This window comes from Rhodococcus sp. IEGM 1381, from assembly GCF_030056795.1.
Taxonomy (GTDB): Bacteria; Actinomycetota; Actinomycetes; order Mycobacteriales; family Mycobacteriaceae; genus Rhodococcoides.
Genome location: NZ_JASHKQ010000013.1, coordinates 58,419 through 74,305 on the forward strand (window position 1 = coordinate 58,419; position 15,887 = coordinate 74,305).

At 64.6% G+C, this 15,887-nt stretch carries 11 protein-coding genes; 5 read left to right on the forward strand and 6 right to left on the reverse strand.

Going from position 1 to position 15,887, the window contains the following annotated elements; all coding sequences use genetic code 11:
* The first annotated feature begins 99 nt into the window (after window positions 1-99).
* The 3 genes from QM797_RS21055 to glpD all read left to right on the forward strand — a co-directional run bounded on the left by QM797_RS21055 (window position 100) and on the right by glpD (window position 4,691).
* On the forward strand, window positions 100-1,503 hold the full coding sequence (locus tag QM797_RS21055; RefSeq protein WP_032376850.1) for an NAD(P)H-quinone dehydrogenase: 1,404 nt from the start codon (window positions 100-102) through the stop codon (window positions 1,501-1,503).
* 139 nt (window positions 1,504-1,642) lie between these two features.
* Window positions 1,643-2,866 carry an aminotransferase-like domain-containing protein gene (locus QM797_RS21060; protein WP_283277602.1) on the forward strand — a complete coding sequence of 408 codons (1,224 nt, stop codon included), beginning with the start codon at window positions 1,643-1,645 and terminating at the stop codon, window positions 2,864-2,866.
* Window positions 2,867-2,915: 49 nt separating this feature from the next.
* Complete coding sequence (gene glpD / locus QM797_RS21065) at window positions 2,916-4,691, forward strand: glycerol-3-phosphate dehydrogenase (protein WP_502942372.1); 1,776 nt, start codon at window positions 2,916-2,918, stop codon at window positions 4,689-4,691.
* 153 nt (window positions 4,692-4,844) lie between these two features.
* Here glpD and QM797_RS21070 read toward each other — a convergent pair whose 3' ends face one another.
* The 4 genes from QM797_RS21070 to QM797_RS21085 form a co-directional block, all read right to left on the reverse strand.
* Entirely contained in the window at window positions 4,845-6,101 is a 1,257-nt protein-coding gene (locus QM797_RS21070) for an RNA polymerase sigma factor (protein ID WP_283277604.1), read from the reverse strand.
* The gene (locus QM797_RS21075; protein ID WP_283277605.1) at window positions 6,098-6,448 is read right to left on the reverse strand and encodes a YciI family protein; all 351 of its coding nucleotides are present in this window, start codon (window positions 6,446-6,448) and stop codon (window positions 6,098-6,100) included. Before QM797_RS21075 ends, QM797_RS21070 begins: the two co-directional genes overlap by 4 nt.
* A gap of 109 nt (window positions 6,449-6,557) precedes the next feature.
* Window positions 6,558-7,331: a DNA-formamidopyrimidine glycosylase family protein gene (locus tag QM797_RS21080; protein ID WP_283277606.1), complete on the reverse strand. Its 774-nt coding sequence runs from the start codon at window positions 7,329-7,331 to the stop codon at window positions 6,558-6,560.
* A 39-nt stretch (window positions 7,332-7,370) separates the two neighbouring features.
* Window positions 7,371-11,948: an ATP-dependent helicase gene (locus tag QM797_RS21085; protein WP_502942373.1), complete on the reverse strand. Its 4,578-nt coding sequence runs from the start codon at window positions 11,946-11,948 to the stop codon at window positions 7,371-7,373.
* A gap of 96 nt (window positions 11,949-12,044) precedes the next feature.
* Here QM797_RS21085 and QM797_RS21090 point away from each other — a divergent pair, with 96 nt between their 5' ends.
* Both QM797_RS21090 and QM797_RS21095 read left to right on the forward strand, forming a co-directional pair.
* Complete coding sequence (locus QM797_RS21090) at window positions 12,045-12,296, forward strand: modification methylase HgiDII (protein ID WP_283277607.1); 252 nt, start codon at window positions 12,045-12,047, stop codon at window positions 12,294-12,296.
* A gap of 70 nt (window positions 12,297-12,366) precedes the next feature.
* Complete coding sequence (locus tag QM797_RS21095) at window positions 12,367-12,888, forward strand: DnaJ family domain-containing protein (protein WP_283277608.1); 522 nt, start codon at window positions 12,367-12,369, stop codon at window positions 12,886-12,888.
* Here the strand turns inward: QM797_RS21095 and QM797_RS21100 are convergent.
* Complete coding sequence (locus QM797_RS21100) at window positions 12,872-14,437, reverse strand: NAD-dependent epimerase/dehydratase family protein (protein ID WP_283277609.1); 1,566 nt, start codon at window positions 14,435-14,437, stop codon at window positions 12,872-12,874. The genes QM797_RS21095 and QM797_RS21100 overlap by 17 nt on opposite strands.
* Entirely contained in the window at window positions 14,434-15,663 is a 1,230-nt protein-coding gene (locus tag QM797_RS21105) for an aminotransferase class I/II-fold pyridoxal phosphate-dependent enzyme (protein ID WP_283277610.1), read from the reverse strand. Before QM797_RS21105 ends, QM797_RS21100 begins: the two co-directional genes overlap by 4 nt.
* Between the last annotated feature and the right edge of the window lie 224 nt (window positions 15,664-15,887).

Genomic DNA, 15,887 nt, shown 5'->3' on the forward strand with positions numbered 1-15,887 from the left:
GGGTGATCGAAGCCAGCCCTACCGACGCGCCGGGGCAGCCTCTGCAATACCGTTGAGGAGACCAGGCGAGAGAATGTCGAGCACGCGAGAAGAGGATCAATGACCCGGATTGTGATCATCGGTGGTGGTCCGGCAGGGTACGAAGCAGCATTGGTAGCCGCCCAGCACGGCGGACAGGTGACGCTCGTCGATTCCGACGGTATCGGTGGTGCCTGCGTTCTTTGGGACTGCGTGCCGTCGAAGACGTTCATCGCCTCGACCGGCATTCGCACCGAGATGCGTCGAGCCAGCGACCTGGGCATTTCGCTCGATCCATCGCAGGCCGCCGTCGCGCTTCCGAAAATTCACGACCGAGTCAAGAGTCTCGCGCAGGCACAGTCGGCCGACATCGCTCACCGCGTCACCTCGGTCGGCGTCGAACTTCTGGCCGGCCGCGCCGAGATGATCGACACCCACGTCGGTATGGCCTCGCATCAGATCAAGGCCGTGCTGGCCGACGGTGAGGAGCGAATCCTGGACGCCGACGTCGTTCTCATCGCGACCGGTGCCCGTCCCCGCGTGGTCAAGGGAGCCGAACCCGACGGCGAACGCATTCTCAACTGGCGTCAGCTCTACGACCTCGAGGCCCTACCCGAGCACCTGGTGGTCGTCGGATCCGGTGTGACCGGTGCCGAGTTCGTCTCGGCCTACACCGAGATGGGCGTCAAGGTCACCGCGGTCTCGAGTCGCGACCGCGTGCTTCCGCACGAGGACGAGGACGCCGCTCTGGTCCTCGAGGACGCGTTCAACGAACGAGGCGTCACCCTCGTCAAACATGCTCGAGCCGATTCGGTGGTCCGCACCGACGACGGCGTTCTCGTCACGCTGTCGGACGGTCGCACCGTCGAGGGCAGCCACGCGCTGATGACCGTCGGATCGGTTCCCAACACCTCGGGTCTCGGACTCGAGAAGGTGGGCATCGAACTCGACAAGGGGGGGTACCTGCGGGTGGACCGCGTATCTCGCACTGCGGTCGCGGGCATCTACGCAGCCGGTGACTGCACCGGTCTGCTGCCGCTGGCCTCGGTCGCGGCGATGCAGGGCCGCATCGCGATGTACCACGCGCTGGGTCAGGCCGTCAGTCCGATCAAGCTCAAGACCGTGGCGTCGGCGGTATTCACACGGCCCGAGATCGCGTCGGTCGGCGTCGCGCAGTCCAAGATCGACGCCGGTGACGTACCGGCGCGCGTGGTGATGCTGCCACTGACCACAAATCCCCGAGCGAAGATGAGCGGCCTCAAGCGCGGCTTCGTCAAGATCTTCTGCCGCCCGGCCACCGGCGTCGTCATCGGCGGCGTCGTGGTGGCCCCGAGTGCATCGGAGCTGATTCTGCCGATCGCGATGGCGGTGCAGAACAATCTGTCGGTGAACGACCTGGCGAACACGTTCTCGGTGTACCCGTCGTTGTCGGGATCGGTCATCGAGGCTGCGCGTCAGCTGATGGCACACGACGATCTGGACTGATCTCACTATGTGAGAATTGCGTTTCATATTTCGGTAGCACGTGAGACAGTCGAGAGAGCGGACACACCCGTCCGCTCTCTCCTCGACTCAGCGGATCCGCGGGCCGTTCCTTCGTTCCTGCTGCCCCGGAGTCTCTTTCATGTCTTCTACTCACCGCCCCGTCGGCTTGGCCCGACGTACCGCATCGCTCTCCAGCTCGGCCATTCGCGATCTTCTCGCCCTGACCGCACGTGACGACGTCATCAGCCTGGCAGGAGGTCTGCCGGCCACGGATCTGATCCCCGTCGCCCGCATCGCGGCAGCTGCCGAGGCGGTGCTGCGGAGCCCTGATGCCGTCCAGTACTGCGAGACCGCCGGCCATCGCACGCTGCGCAGCGTGATCGCGTCGAGAGAGAGCGCCGTGCGCGGGGGAGTGGAAGTGCCGGCGGACACCGTCGTCGTCACGCACGGATCGCAACAAGCGCTGACGTTGCTCGCCCAGGCGCTGATCGACCCGGGTGCCGTTGTCGTCGTCGACGAGCCCGCGTATACCGGTGCGCTGCAGGTGTTCTCGATCGCCGAGGCACGGATCGAGGCAATCGAAATCGACGCCGACGGGATGGATACCGCGGAACTCGAACGACGGTTGACGGCGGGCCTGCGTCCGGCCGTGGTCCACACGGTTGCCAACTTCCACAACCCTCGCGGGGTCACGATGAGCGAGCAGCGTCGGCGGCACCTCGCGGCGCTCGCGGATCACTACGGATTCTGGGTGATCGAGGACGACCCGTACGGCGAGATCTGGTTCGCCGCAACAGGCTCTACGCACGGTACGGGCGCACCGCCGCCGCCGATAGCCTGTTTCGGCGATCGCGTCATCCGGCTGTCGAGTGCGTCGAAGATCCTCGCTCCGACGCTGCGTGTCGGCTGGTTCGTCGCTCCGCCCGCCGTGTGTGCGGCTGTGGAACTGCTCAAGCAGGGTGCCGATCTGTGCGGTTCCTCGATGACGCAGCTGATGGCAGCGAACATGCTCGGTGACACTGCGTGGTTGGACGCCCACTTGGCGACTTTACGTCGCGAGTATGCCTGCCGTGCAACGGCATTGACGGCTGCGCTCGATGCCCAGTTCTCCGCGCGGCTCACGGTCTCGCGCCCGACGGGTGGAATGTTCGCCTGGGCCACGTTCGAGGATGGGACCGGCACGGACGAGCTGCTCGCGGCCGCCCTGGAGCATGGGGTTGCCTTCGTTCCAGGCTCGGCGTTTGCGTCGGCCGAGCAGTATGGACGCTCGCTCCGGCTGAGCTTCGCGGGATCGACGCCGGCAGAGCTGGCAGAGGCAGTACGGCGATTGGGTGCTGCACACGCGTCCATCCGCGCTCACTGAGCGTCGCCAGCAGGTTCTGCGCGTGGCGGACCTGGGGCGGTAACCTGACATGCACGTAGTGCGCGGGGTTTTTCGACGGATAGGGAGCGTCACAGTGAGCAACCGATCGAACACGAAGTTCCTCGGACCCACCCAGCGGGTGGAGGCGTGGGACCAGCTCGGAAGCGAGCAGTTCGACGTAGTGGTCGTCGGCGGTGGCGTCGTCGGCTCCGGTGCGGCCCTCGACGCGGCGACGCGGGGTCTGAAAGTGGCTTTGGTCGAGGCTCGAGATTATGCGTCGGGAACGTCGTCTCGGTCGTCCAAGATGTTCCACGGCGGCCTTCGTTACCTCGAGCAGCTCGAGTTCGGGCTCGTGCGCGAGGCTCTGCACGAGCGGGAACTCTCGTTGTCCACACTCGCACCGCACCTGGTCAAGCCGTTGAAGTTTCTGTTCCCGCTCACCCATCGTGTGTGGGAGCGCCCGTACATCGCCGCGGGCATCTTTCTCTACGACCGGATGGGTGGGGCCAAATCGGTTCCGCAGCAGAAGCATCTGACGCGGTCCGGCGCATTGCGGATGTCGCCCGGTATCAAGCGGAAGTCGCTGATCGGCGGAATTCGGTACTACGACACCGTTGTCGACGATGCCCGGCACACCATGACTGTCGCCAGAACGGCCGCTCACTACGGCGCAGTGGTTCGTACATCCACCCAAGTTGTCGGGTTCCTGCGTGAGGCAGATCGGGTATCGGGTGTGCGAGTGCGCGATTCGGAAACCGGTGCCACCACCGAAGTGCGCGCACACGTGGTGATCAACGCCACCGGTGTATGGACCGACGAGATCCAGTCGTTGTCCAATATGCGCGGACGGTTTCGGGTGCGTGCATCGAAGGGTGTGCACATCGTGGTGCCGCGCGACCGAATCGTCAGCGAAGCCGCGATCATTCTGCGCACCGAGAAATCCGTACTCTTCATCATCCCGTGGGGAGCGCACTGGATCATCGGTACCACCGACACCGACTGGAATCTCGATCTCGCGCATCCGGCCGCGACCAAAGCCGACATCGACTACATCCTGGGTGAGGTCAACGGCGTGCTCGTCACGCCGCTCACCCACGAGGACATCGACGGTGTGTACGCGGGCCTACGGCCACTGCTGGCAGGCGAGAGCGACGAGACCTCCAAGCTCTCTCGTGAGCACGCGGTCGCTCGGGTGGCACCGGGACTCATCGCCATCGCCGGCGGCAAGTACACGACATACCGAGTGATGGCCGAGGACGCCGTCGATCTGGCGGCGGAGGACATCCCGGTGCGGGTCGCGTCCTCGATCACCGAGAAGGTGCCCCTCGTCGGTGCCGACGGTTACTTCGCCCTGGTCAATCAGGCACCGCATCTGGGCGAGATGTACAACTTGCATCCACATCGGGTGACGCACCTGCTGGACCGATACGGTTCGTTGATCGACGAGGTGTTGGCGATGGCGGACGGCAAACCCGAACTGCTGCAACCACTCACCGACGCACCGTCCTACCTGCAGGTCGAGGTGGTCTACGCAGCGGCGGCGGAGGGCGCGTTGCACCTGGAGGACGTGCTGTCGCGTCGTACCCGGATTTCCATCGAGTACTCACACCGCGGGATGAACTGCGCGGGTCAGGTAGCAGCGTTGATCGCTCCCGTTCTGGGCTGGGACGAGGCCATGGCCGATCGTGAAGTCGAGACCTACCGCGCCCGGGTGGAGGCCGAAATCGAATCGCAGCGCCAGCCCGACGACGAGTCGGCGGACGCGCTGCGGGTTGTCGCTCCGGAGGCCCGACAGGAAATTCTGGAACCGGTTCGCGGGTTCTGAGTCAGCGCTGTCGAACCAGTGTCCGCGGTGCGCGAGCCGCCGTCGCGCCGGAGACGGCCATGATCAGCAGGGTGAGTATCGCCAGTGTCAACATGGGATCCATGGTGATCGGCAAAGCTGTGAGCAGGCTTGGTCTCATCTGACAGTGAGCCGTCAGGTTTGTTCCCGGCGGTGCTGATCGAGGCGCGAAGGCGATTCGAGCTGCGCTCGGAGGAACGCCCTTTCGGCCGGCGACGGGTCGAGAGTCAGAGCGGTCGTTCGTGCACTTCTGGCCTCCTCCACCCGGCCGAGTCGATCCAGCATCGCAGCTCGACAGGCATGCCAGAGATAGTGCCCGGACAGCGAGTCGATGGCGTCGAGGGCATCGAGTCCGGCGGCAGGACCCTGGCTTTCCCCAACGGCCACACCTCGGTTCAGTGCCACGATCGGTGTGTTCTCGACGACGGCAAGCGCGTCGTACAGCACGACGATCCGAGACCAGTCGGTGTCGGCGTAGGTCGCCGCACAGGAGTGACATGCTGCGATGGCTGCCTGAAAGGTGTAACGGCTCGGCCGAGAGTCGTTGCGACGCAATGCACTGTTCATCAACCGTGTGCCCTCTTCGATCGCCTCTCGATTCCAGCGGGATCTGTCCTGATCCTCGAGCCTGACCAGGCCGCCCGTTTCATCGGTCCTCGTGGCCCGGCGCGAGTCCGTGAACAGCATGAGTGCCAGCAGACCTCGAAGTGACGGCTCGTCCGGCATGAGGTCGATCATCAGGCGGGCCAACCGAAGTGCCTCGTCACATAGTTGAGGCCGCACCAGCGTCTCGCCGCCGAGATGGCCGGCAGTGAACATCAGGTACACCGTGGTGGCCACCGCGTCGAGTCGCTGCGGTAACTCCGCCGAATCCGGTACTCGGTATGGAATATTGGCAGCTGCGATCTTCTTCTTCGCGCGCGTGAGCCTTTTGGACATGGTGGCCTCGGGCACGAGCATCAAGCGGGCGACGTCGGCAGTCGCGAGCCCGCAGAGGGTGCGCAGGCTCAGTGCCACCTGCGCCTCGACGGAGAGCGTCGGGTGAGCGCAGGTGAAGACCAACCGCAACAGATCGTCGGCGATCGCGGACTCATCGCTCTCGCTCCAATTCCGGTTCAGCACGGCGAGATCCGCCGCCTCTCGTTCCTTCGCGGTGCGCCCGGCCTCGCGTCTGATGATGTCGAGCGCCTTGTTGCGTGCCACGGTCGTGAGCCAGGCACGCGGATTGTCGGGAACACCCGATCTGGGCCAGTGAGCGAGTGCAGTCACCACAGCCTCGGAGACTGCGTCCTCGGCGACGGCAAAACTGCCGGTGGTGCGAACGAGGGTCGCCAGCACGCGGCGACCCTCGTCACGAACCACGGCCGACAGGTGCTCGGCCGGTGTGCTCACTGAGCCATCGGGATGATCGGCCGCACTTCGATTGCTCCGTTCCACGCCGCCGGGATCTGGGCTGCCAGTGCGATCGCTGCGTCGAGGTCCTGCGCCTCGAGGAGGAAGAACCCGGCGAGCACCTCCTTTGCTTCGGCGAAGGGACCGTCCGTAGTCAGTACGTCACCCCCCTTTCCTCCCGACACGCGCACCGTCGTGGCGGTCGACGTGGGATAGAGGACCGCGCCCCCGGTGATGGCTGGTCCGGCCACGGCACTGAATGCACCGTATTCGGCCATCTCGTCCGCGGCCTCGGGTGAAGTCCAATCGGCGTCGTGGGTGTAGACGATGGCTGCGTACGTGGTCATTGGAGCTCCTGAGGAATCGTCGTGGTCGGCGCCGTTCGCCGACCTACACACGAAGGACGAACGGGGTTCGTCGAAAAGGACACCATGGACCGGACCATCTCGCCACATCTCAGTGTTGACAGTGCGGGCAATAGTAAATCTGCCGCTCCTCGAGAGGGTTGTCACCGATGAGCCCGAACTCGATGGTGGTTCCGCACCGTCGGCACGGCTTGTTCTCCCGGCCGTACACCCAGAAGTGCCGGCCGGGTCGTCGATCTCCAGTGGTGACCCGCTGGTTTCGATCCTTGTTGGCCATGATCAATCGATAGGACAGGTCGATCGTCTTCTTCAGGTCGCCGGCTTCGGCGACGGGTGTACGCGGGTCGATTCCACGCAGAAAGCAGATCTCGTTTCGATAGACGTTGCCGAGCCCGGCGATGTTGCGCTGATCGAGCAGAGCGAGTCCGACGGGACGAGCCGGATCGGACTCCAGATTGGCCAGGGCGACGTCTGGGTCCCAGTCGGGACCCAGCAGATCCGGTCCGAGGTAACCGACGGCCTCGTCCTCGTTGTCGATGATGTCGAGCACTCCGAGTTCGAACCCGATGGCCTGCGCGTTCGCGGTGTTCAAGATGATGCGTGCCTGGAACGCCGGTCGACGCCACCGAGCGCCGGGCGCGTAGACATGCCAGGTGCCCTCCATCTTCAAATGCGAATGGATGGAGTAGTCGCCCACTCGAATCAGGAGATGTTTGCCCCGAGAGGCCACGGAATCGACGGTCCTTCCGGTGAAATCCACCGTGGCGTAACGAGGAACGCGCACATCGCACGTCGTGAGCTGCTGTCCCTCCAGTGCAGTGCGCAAGGTGTTGGCAGCGCGCCAGACCGTATCGCCCTCGGGCATCTGCGTCCTCTCTCGTTTTCTGGGAAGTGTTGCGGTGCTTCAGCGTCGGAGACGTAGTCCCCGGGGAGTCGCCGAGAAACCAGCCTCGGTCAATGTCTTGGAGAAGTCGGTGCCGTGGATGTCGTGACCGTTGATCCGCTCGACCAGCAACTTGTCGACACCGCCGCGTCGGACGGTAGCCGCCAATGCGGTTGCCGCAGAGCCGATGTCCTCGGCATTCTCGCCGAACGTCAGCACAGACTTTCCGCCGCGTTCGACGAACATTGTCAATTCGCCTCGTACGAGCACCACCAATGCACCGGCCTTGCGGCCCGGCCGATGCTTCGTCGTCTCGTCCGGCTTCTCTGCGACACCAGCCTCGCCGCTTCCGGCTTTCGGCCAAGGCAGTGCTCCGCCGTAGGGGTTGGCCGGATCGCACGACGCGAGTACGACGGCGCTGGCGTTCTTCTTCGGTTCGTCGTAGCTGCGCAACCGGTCGACGACGTCGGAGGTGGAGAACTGAGCACCACCGAGGGAGTCGACGAAATAGCCACGACGGCAGCGACCGGAGTCCTCGAACCCGGTCAGCACCTTGTACATCGTGGCGAATCCGCCGGGGACCCCTTCGTTCATCACCGAGCCGCGGGTCACCACGCCGTAGCGTTCGAGCAGCACGTCGGCGGTGGCATGTGCGCGGACAGTGAGGTCGGGTTCGAGTTCGGGCAATCGTGACCATCGACCGCCGGCCGTTGGGGGGCCGGTGCGGGTGGGCAGTGACGGCCGCTCGAACTGACGGTAGGAACGCAGCCGCGGTGTTCGACGAGGTGCTCGATGACTCGGGGCCGAGCGAATGGCTGTGGAGTTCAAGAGCGCTCGCAGTGGGGCGAACGTGTCGTTGCTGAGCCGTCCGGCCCACACCAGCTCCCAGAGCGCAGCCTGCAGAGCGGTGTCGTCGGTACTGCCGACGGTGTCGGAGAGCTGCCGGAAGAAGTACGCACCGCCGCCCGCGACGGCGTCCTGTATTCGAATCTGCAACTCCGACAGGTCGGATTCGGCTGCAGGCACGAGGGTGAGGGGTGCGGTGTCGGCCATGTGCAGGCTCACCCAGCCGTCCTTGGACGAGATCGCACCGTGCCCCGACCACAACACCTCACCGGTGGAGGTGAGCTCGTCGAGCATCGCCGGGCTGTAATCGGTCACCCGTGACGAGAGCACGAGGGATTCCCATGCCGATGCCGGAACGGGAACGCCGGCAAGTTGTTCGATCACGGTCGCGACGCCGTCGATTCCGCTCAGGCGTCGACTGTCCACGTGCTGCCATGCGGGCAGGAAACGGCCGAGGGTGGCGGTGGAGACGGGTTCGACTTCCTGCCTGGCCGCAGCGAGCGATCTGCGCCGTATGCGCCGGAGAACTTCGGCGTCGCACCATTCGCTACCCGTTGCGCCAGGGCGGAATTCGCCCTCGACGACACGTTTGTCGACGGCCAGTCGGCGTAGAACGTCGCGTACCACGGCGGTACCGACTCCGAACCGCGCCGCCGCGGCGTCGAGGGTGAACGGGCCGTGGGTTCGGGCGTACCGGCTGACGAGATCCACCAGCGGGTCGTCGACCGGCTCGATGAACGCGGCGGGAGTGCCGATCGGGAGTGGAACGCCCAGGGCATCGCGCAGCCGAGCGGCGTCCTCGATGGCCGTCCACCAGTTCTTGCCGGCGAACGAGACCTCCATTGCGCGTTTGGCAGCGGCCAGTTCGGTGAGCCACTGCGGGTATTCGTCGCCGTTGGTGCGCAGGCCGACTTCGTCGACAGTCAGCGGACCGAGCAGCCGCAGCAGATCTGCCACGCCCTCGATGTCCTTGGCGTGTCGGTCCTCGGGGAGTCTCTGTAATTCGAGTTCCGTTGTGGTGATGACGCTGTCGTCGAGAAGCTCTCGCAGCTCGACGCGTCCGAGCAACTCGGCCAGCAGCGCAGAGTCGAGAGACAGCGCGGCCGCTCGACGTTCGGCCAACGGGCTGTCGCCCTCGTACATGAACGCGCCGACGTAGTTGAACAACAGTGAGTTTGCGAACGGTGACGGTGACGGCGTCTCGACGTCGACGATCCTTATCTGGCGCCGACCGATGCGGGCCAGGATGTCTTCGAGAGCGGGCAGGTCGTAGACGTCCTGCAGGCATTCGCGGACGGTTTCGAGCAGGATCGGGAACGTGGGGTACTTACGAGCGACGTCGAGCAACTGCGCCGAACGCTGCCGCTGTTGCCACAGCGGGGCCCGCTTACCTGGGTTGCGACGGGGCAGAAGTAGTGCGCGAGCGGCACATTCGCGAAATCTGGACGCGAACAATGCCGATCCGCCGACCTGCTCGGTGACGATGTCGGCAATCTCGTCGCGCTCGAACACGAACAGCTCCGCGCCCGGCGGCTGATCGTCGGTATCGGGCAGCCGGACGATGATGCCGTCGTCGGAGGCTGTGGGTGCGGCGTCGATGCCGTAGCGCTCGATCAGCCTCGCGCCCACCGCGAGTGCCCACGGGGCGTGTACCTGTTGGCCGTAGGTGGAGTGCAGCACCAGTCGCCAGTCGCCGAGTTCGTCGCGGAACCTTTCGACGATCATCGTCTTGTCGGTGGGGAGTTGGCCGGTTGCTTCGAGCTGCTCGTCGAGCAAGGCGATCAGGTTGCTGACCGCGTTGGCGTCGAGACCGTCGTTGCTCAGTCGTTCGGCCAGGTTGCTGCGGTCGGTGGTGCTCCGCAGGAACTCGCCCAGAGCCTGACCCAGTTCTGCCGGTCGACCGAGACCGTCGCCGTGCCAGAACGGGAGCCTGCCCGGTTGGCCGTACGCCGGGCTGACCAACACCCGGTCGTGGGTGATCTCCTCTATGCGCCAGCTGGTGGCACCGAGCGCGAAGACGTCACCCACTCGTGATTCGTAGACCATCTCTTCGTCGAGTTCGCCTACTCTGGACTGCTTTTCGCCGACCATGTAGACGGTGAACAGTCCGCGGTCGGGGATGGTGCCGCCGGAGGTGACGGCCAATCGCTGCGACCCCGGGCGGCCGGTGAGGGTGTTGGCGTCGCGGTCCCACACGAGCCTGGGGCGGAGTTCGGCGAACTCGTCCGAGGGGTAACGGCCCGAGAGCAGATCCAGAGTCGATTCGTAGGCCGATCGGGGCAGGGTCGCGAAACTGCCTGTGCGACGGACGGATTCGAACCAGTCCTCGGCGTCGATGGGTTCGAGGGCGGACGCCGCAACGGTCTGCTGGGCCAGGACGTCGAGGGGGTTGGCGGGTACGAACAGTGCCTCGATCTTGCCCGACGTCATGCGTTCGACGGTGACGGCGCAGTGGATCAGATCGGTGCGGTGCTTGGGGAAGAGCACACCCTTGGAGATCTCGCCGACCTGGTGGCCCGCGCGTCCGACGCGTTGCAATCCGCTCGCCACCGACGGAGGCGCTTCGACTTGGACGACCAGATCGACTGCGCCCATGTCGATTCCGAGTTCGAGGCTGCTGGTGGCCACGACGCAGCGCAGCCGACCGGTCTTCAGATCGTCCTCGATCAGTGCACGCTGATCCTTGCTCACGCTGCCGTGATGAGCTCGAGCCAGCAAGGGGTCGGCACCGTGGTTCACGTCGTTCGGTGTGCCGACCTGGGAAGGGGGCTTGTGTTGTGTCTCCACTCCGTCGCCGATTCGTTCGGCGTAGACCTCGTTCAAGCGCGCGGTCAGCCGTTCGGCGAGCCGTCGCGAGTTGGCAAAGACGATGCACGATTTGTGTTCGAGGATGAGATCGACCATCTTCTCCTCGACGTGCGGCCAGATCGACCCCTGCGCCGGGGGAGCGGCCGAGGTGTCGGCATTGGGATCGGTGACGCCCAGTTCGGTCATGTCCTCGACGGGCACCTGGACCGTGAGGTCGAACGTCTTGGGGGAAGGTGGCGCGACGATTCGGATGGGGGCTGCGCCGGCCAGGAAGCGGCCCACTTCCTCGTGGGGGCGCACCGTCGCGGACAGGCCGATCCGCTGAGCGGGCTTTTCCAGCATCGCGTCGAGCCGTTCGAGGGACACCGCGAGGTGCGCACCGCGCTTGGTGCCGGCGACGGCGTGCACCTCGTCGACGATCACGGTGTCGACCTCGGCCAAAATGTCTCGCGCTGCCGAGGTGAGCATGAGAAACAGTGACTCCGGGGTAGTGATCAGAATGTCCGGGGGAGTCTTGAGCATGTTCCGGCGATCGGCAGGGCTGGTGTCACCGGAGCGCACACCCACGGAGATCTCGGGTGGGTCGAGGCCGAGTCGTTTGGCAGTTTGGGTAATGCCGACCAGGGGCGCGCGCAGGTTTCGCTCGACGTCGACAGCGAGGGCCTTGAGTGGGGAAATGTAGAGAACCTTGGTCTTGCGCTTGCTGTCCGCACCCAGTTGCGCCAGCTCGTCCAGGGCCCACAGAAACGCCGAGAGGGTCTTGCCCGATCCGGTCGGTGCGACGACGAGAGTGTGAGCGCCGCTCGAGATCGACGACCAGGCACCCAGCTGTGCGGACGTGGGGGCCGGAAAAGCGCCGGTGAACCACTCGCGAGTAGGCCGCGACAGCTTCTCCATCACCGACAGCTCTTCCGGTGCTCCCGTGCCGATACCGTGCCTGGCCATCCCACCATCATGCCCCGGGGCGCCGACAGATAATCCCCGTGCAGCTCCGGTTCACCGAGCCCGTGTTGTTTCCTTCGATTCGGGTACCCCGTCGCCATGAACGACGACCAAGAGACCATGCAGAAGATTTCCGCGAAACTCGACGCTCTGCTCGGCAGCAAGACCAACGGCCTGCAGAACGAGGTTCCCCCGGGAGCGAGCATCCAGTCCGACGAGGACGATGCCGAGCAGGGGCCGCTCGGTCGTGACTACCACCTGGCGAGCAAGTACGCGCAGGCGCTCGCGATCAACGAGCCGCAGGTGATCGACCGCGACGAATTCGACCGGTTGGTCGCCGAGTACGGCTGACCACACACGACTCATTGTGTCCGCAGGTCGACCTGGCGAACCTCACAGCATCGGTTCTACAGTCGATCGGGTGACCGAACGCAAGAAGCCAGGAGTGACGTTCCAGTCCTGGGTGGACAAGCAAATCCGTCAGGCCCAGGACGAGGGTGCCTTCGACGGGCTCGAGGGTGCCGGTAAACCGATTCCGGTGGGCGATCCCCGGGACGAGCTGTGGTGGGTTCGCGGTTACCTGAAGCGAGAGAATCTCCCGGTCGACGCGTTGTTGCCCACCGCGCTGCAACTTCGCAAGGAGATCGAGCGGCTGCCGTCCACGCTGATAGGTGTTCGTCGCGAGGACTCGGCACGAGATGTTCTCGACGAGTTGAACGCTCGCATAGTCGACTGGATTCGGTTTCCGACGCCGCCGATCGTTCCGTTGGGGCCGGTCGACGTCGACGCATGGATGGATAGATGGCGAACGAACAGGGCCGAAGTGGATCGCCTGGAGCGGGAGCGCACAGTCGTGTCCGCAAACCCTGCAACGACACCCGGCACTGGCCGGGTGTCGTCGTGGGTTGCTCGTGTCCGAGCGGCCGTCAGCTGGTGGCGCTGAGGCCGATCGGCCCGAAGCAATAGGCGAGCGCGTCGGCCGCCGTCGACACGTACGGAAGATCGGTCGACCCGTCGATGAGAGTTCTCGATGGCAACAGCCCGTCGGGGCGCGTGGGCTCTTCCCAGGTGGTCCACCCGGTCACTCGCCGCCGAAGCCCGCCGGCCAGGGTGTCCACGGTGTGGCGAGTACCGCTACGCAGCGCGACGGGCGCGGTGTCCAGTTCGGTCCGAGCGAAGCGCAGTGCAGCATCGACAGCGTCGACGGTCTGAGCGGCCGAGGACTTCCCTCGGGTCCCGGTGCTCAAGCCGTGTCCAGGTAGATCCAGTATCACGACGTCGACTCCGCCGGCCGCGATCTCTGCGGCCAAGGGCGTGAGATAGCGCGCGTGGAGACCGGCATCGGCCACGAGAACCACGGAGCTGCCGGATCCGGTCGACGAGCGATGAATCTCGGTGTGTACGGATGAGTCCCCGGCGTCCAACTGCCGATGCTCCACATCCAGGGCGGCTACGTCTGTGCGAGTCAGTCCGAGCGCGTCGGAGGCCGAACGCAAGGCCGCTTCGCAGGCAATGTGACGCTCTAGTGCATCCTCGCGTCGTACCAATGATTTGCCTTGCAGCAGAATCATCACCGCTGCACTCTCGTGTGCCGTGAGTGTCGGTGCCCAACCGGTGGCGCGGCCGAGAGCCGAGGAATCGACGATGGGTTCGCCCGGTGTGACCCACTGGCCGGAGAAGGGGGTGAGCCCCAGTCGGAATGCCACGTTCGCCACATGCGTTGCAGCTTTCTGCGGAACGTCGAACATCAACTGACCCTGCATCGCGGCGAGTTCGCGCACACCGACCCAATCCACAGGACCCAGGTTGTACGGGCCGGTGAGGTCGGTCTTGGCCGCGCGGTGGAAGGCGTCGGCCATGTCGTCCTGGTAGAGGAATTGATACGACGCCCTGTCCGCCTCCGGGAATGCACCGATCAGCCCGGTGAACTGGTCGATCCCGTCGTTGGCGAAGTCGGGTCCGATGATGTATGTGCACCGCAACATGCAGATGGTCATCTCACCGGGGTGCCTACGGAGCCACCACTCCGCATAATGTTCCACCTCGGCCTTGTCGTAGAAGTAGTAGCGATTGGGATCGCCTGCAGGATAACTGTTCTCGGTGAGGGGCTCCGGAGCGATGTCGGCGCCGTATGCGTTGATGCTCGACGCAATGACCACTCGCGCCACGCCCGCTCGATAGGCCGAATCGATGACGTTGCGTGAGCCGCGGAGATTGATGTCGTGGGTTTCGGCCTTGTCCTTGAGCTCCTCGACCACGAACGCCAAGTGCAGGACGACGTCGCATCCGGCGAACGTCTCCTCAAGGTCGGGAGAGCGAATGTCCGAGCGCAGCGAGGTGAACTTCGGGTGCGCGATTCGTGCTGGGCGACGGGCTATCCCGATGACCGCGTCCACTTCGGGATCCTCGAACAGCCTCGGAAGTATCGCGGCCGCGAAGTCACTGGTGGCTCCGGTGACCGCGATACGCAAGCCGCGGGCGTGGTCGCTCATTCGGGCAGCCCTGCTACGGCCTCGATGATCTGCTCCGTGGCGGTCGACAGCTGCTGTTCGGTGTGAGTTGCCATCACGCACAGGCGAAGTATCGCACCGGACTTAGGTACGGCGGGATGCAAAGCGGCGCTGGTGAAGATGCCACGGTCGTACAGGTTCTTCCACAGGCTCATCGCCACGAGGTCGTCGCCGATGTGGAGTGAGACAATGGGGGCTGCAGTATCTCCGTGCGGGGTCGCGGAGCGGCCCGCTACGTCGAGCCCAGCCGATTGCAATCCGCCGCGCAAAATCTCGGCGTTGTCGAGTACGCGCCGAGCCCGATCCTTACCCTCGTCGCTACGGATCAGACGGACGGAAGCCAACGCGGCACCCACTGCAGCAGGCACGCCGGAGGTCGAGAACAGGAAGGCGCGCGCCTTGACCCGAAGGGTGTCTATCAAGTCACTCGATCCGGTGACGAACCCGCCGGTGGAGCTGGGGCTCTTCGACAGCGATGCCATAGTGACGTCGACGTCGTTGGTGATGCCGAACAGCTCGGCGGCTCCGGTGAGTTCGGGCCCGTAGATGCCGACGCTGTGGGCTTCGTCGACCATCAGCGCTGCGTGATAGCGGATACACAGCTCGGATACCGCGTCGAGCGGTGCGAGATCGCCCTCCATGGAATACAGGCCGTCGACGATGACCAGCACGGCCCCGTCGTCGACGACAGGCTGCTGGAGTTTGGCTTCGAGATCGGCCATGTCGTTGTGCTTGAACTTGACCACCGACGCGCCCGAGAGAGCGCTGCCGTCGCGGATAGATGCGTGCGCCGCCGAATCGACGATGATGGTGTCACCGGGGCCGACGATTGCACTGATCGTTCCGAGATTCGTTTGATAGCCGGTGGTGAAGACGAGTGCGTCGTCGGTTCCGTGCCACTGGGCGATCTCGTGTTCGAGTTCGATGTGGAGGTCCAAAGTCCCGTTCAGCAAGCGACTCCCGGTAACAGCGCTGCCGAACGTGTCGAGTGCGTTCCGGGCACCCTCGACAACCTTCGGATGGTCGGCGATGCCGAGGTAGTTGTTGGAACCGAGCATGATCTTGTCGTTGCCCTCGACGCGCACTACCGGCGCTACGGCGGATTCCATTTTGCGAAAGTACGGAGCCAGATCGGCTTCGCGGAACGCGCGCAGCAGGTCCACGCGCTCGTCTCCGCCGAGTCGTTTCATCAATCTGTTGACGACCATCTTGTACCAGAACTCCTCACAGAGTTGATTGTGGATTGCCGCGAATTCATGAGTTCATTCGGAGCGGGCGGCAAATACGATTGGTATTCGTCGGAAGAATATTCGATGTTCACAATGACGGGCCCGCATCGGAAATCGGTTGGTTAATCAGTCTGAAAAACTGATTTGGGTATTTTTAGCAGTCCAAATTTTACGAAATCTTTAGTTTATCTGCCCAGGTCGCG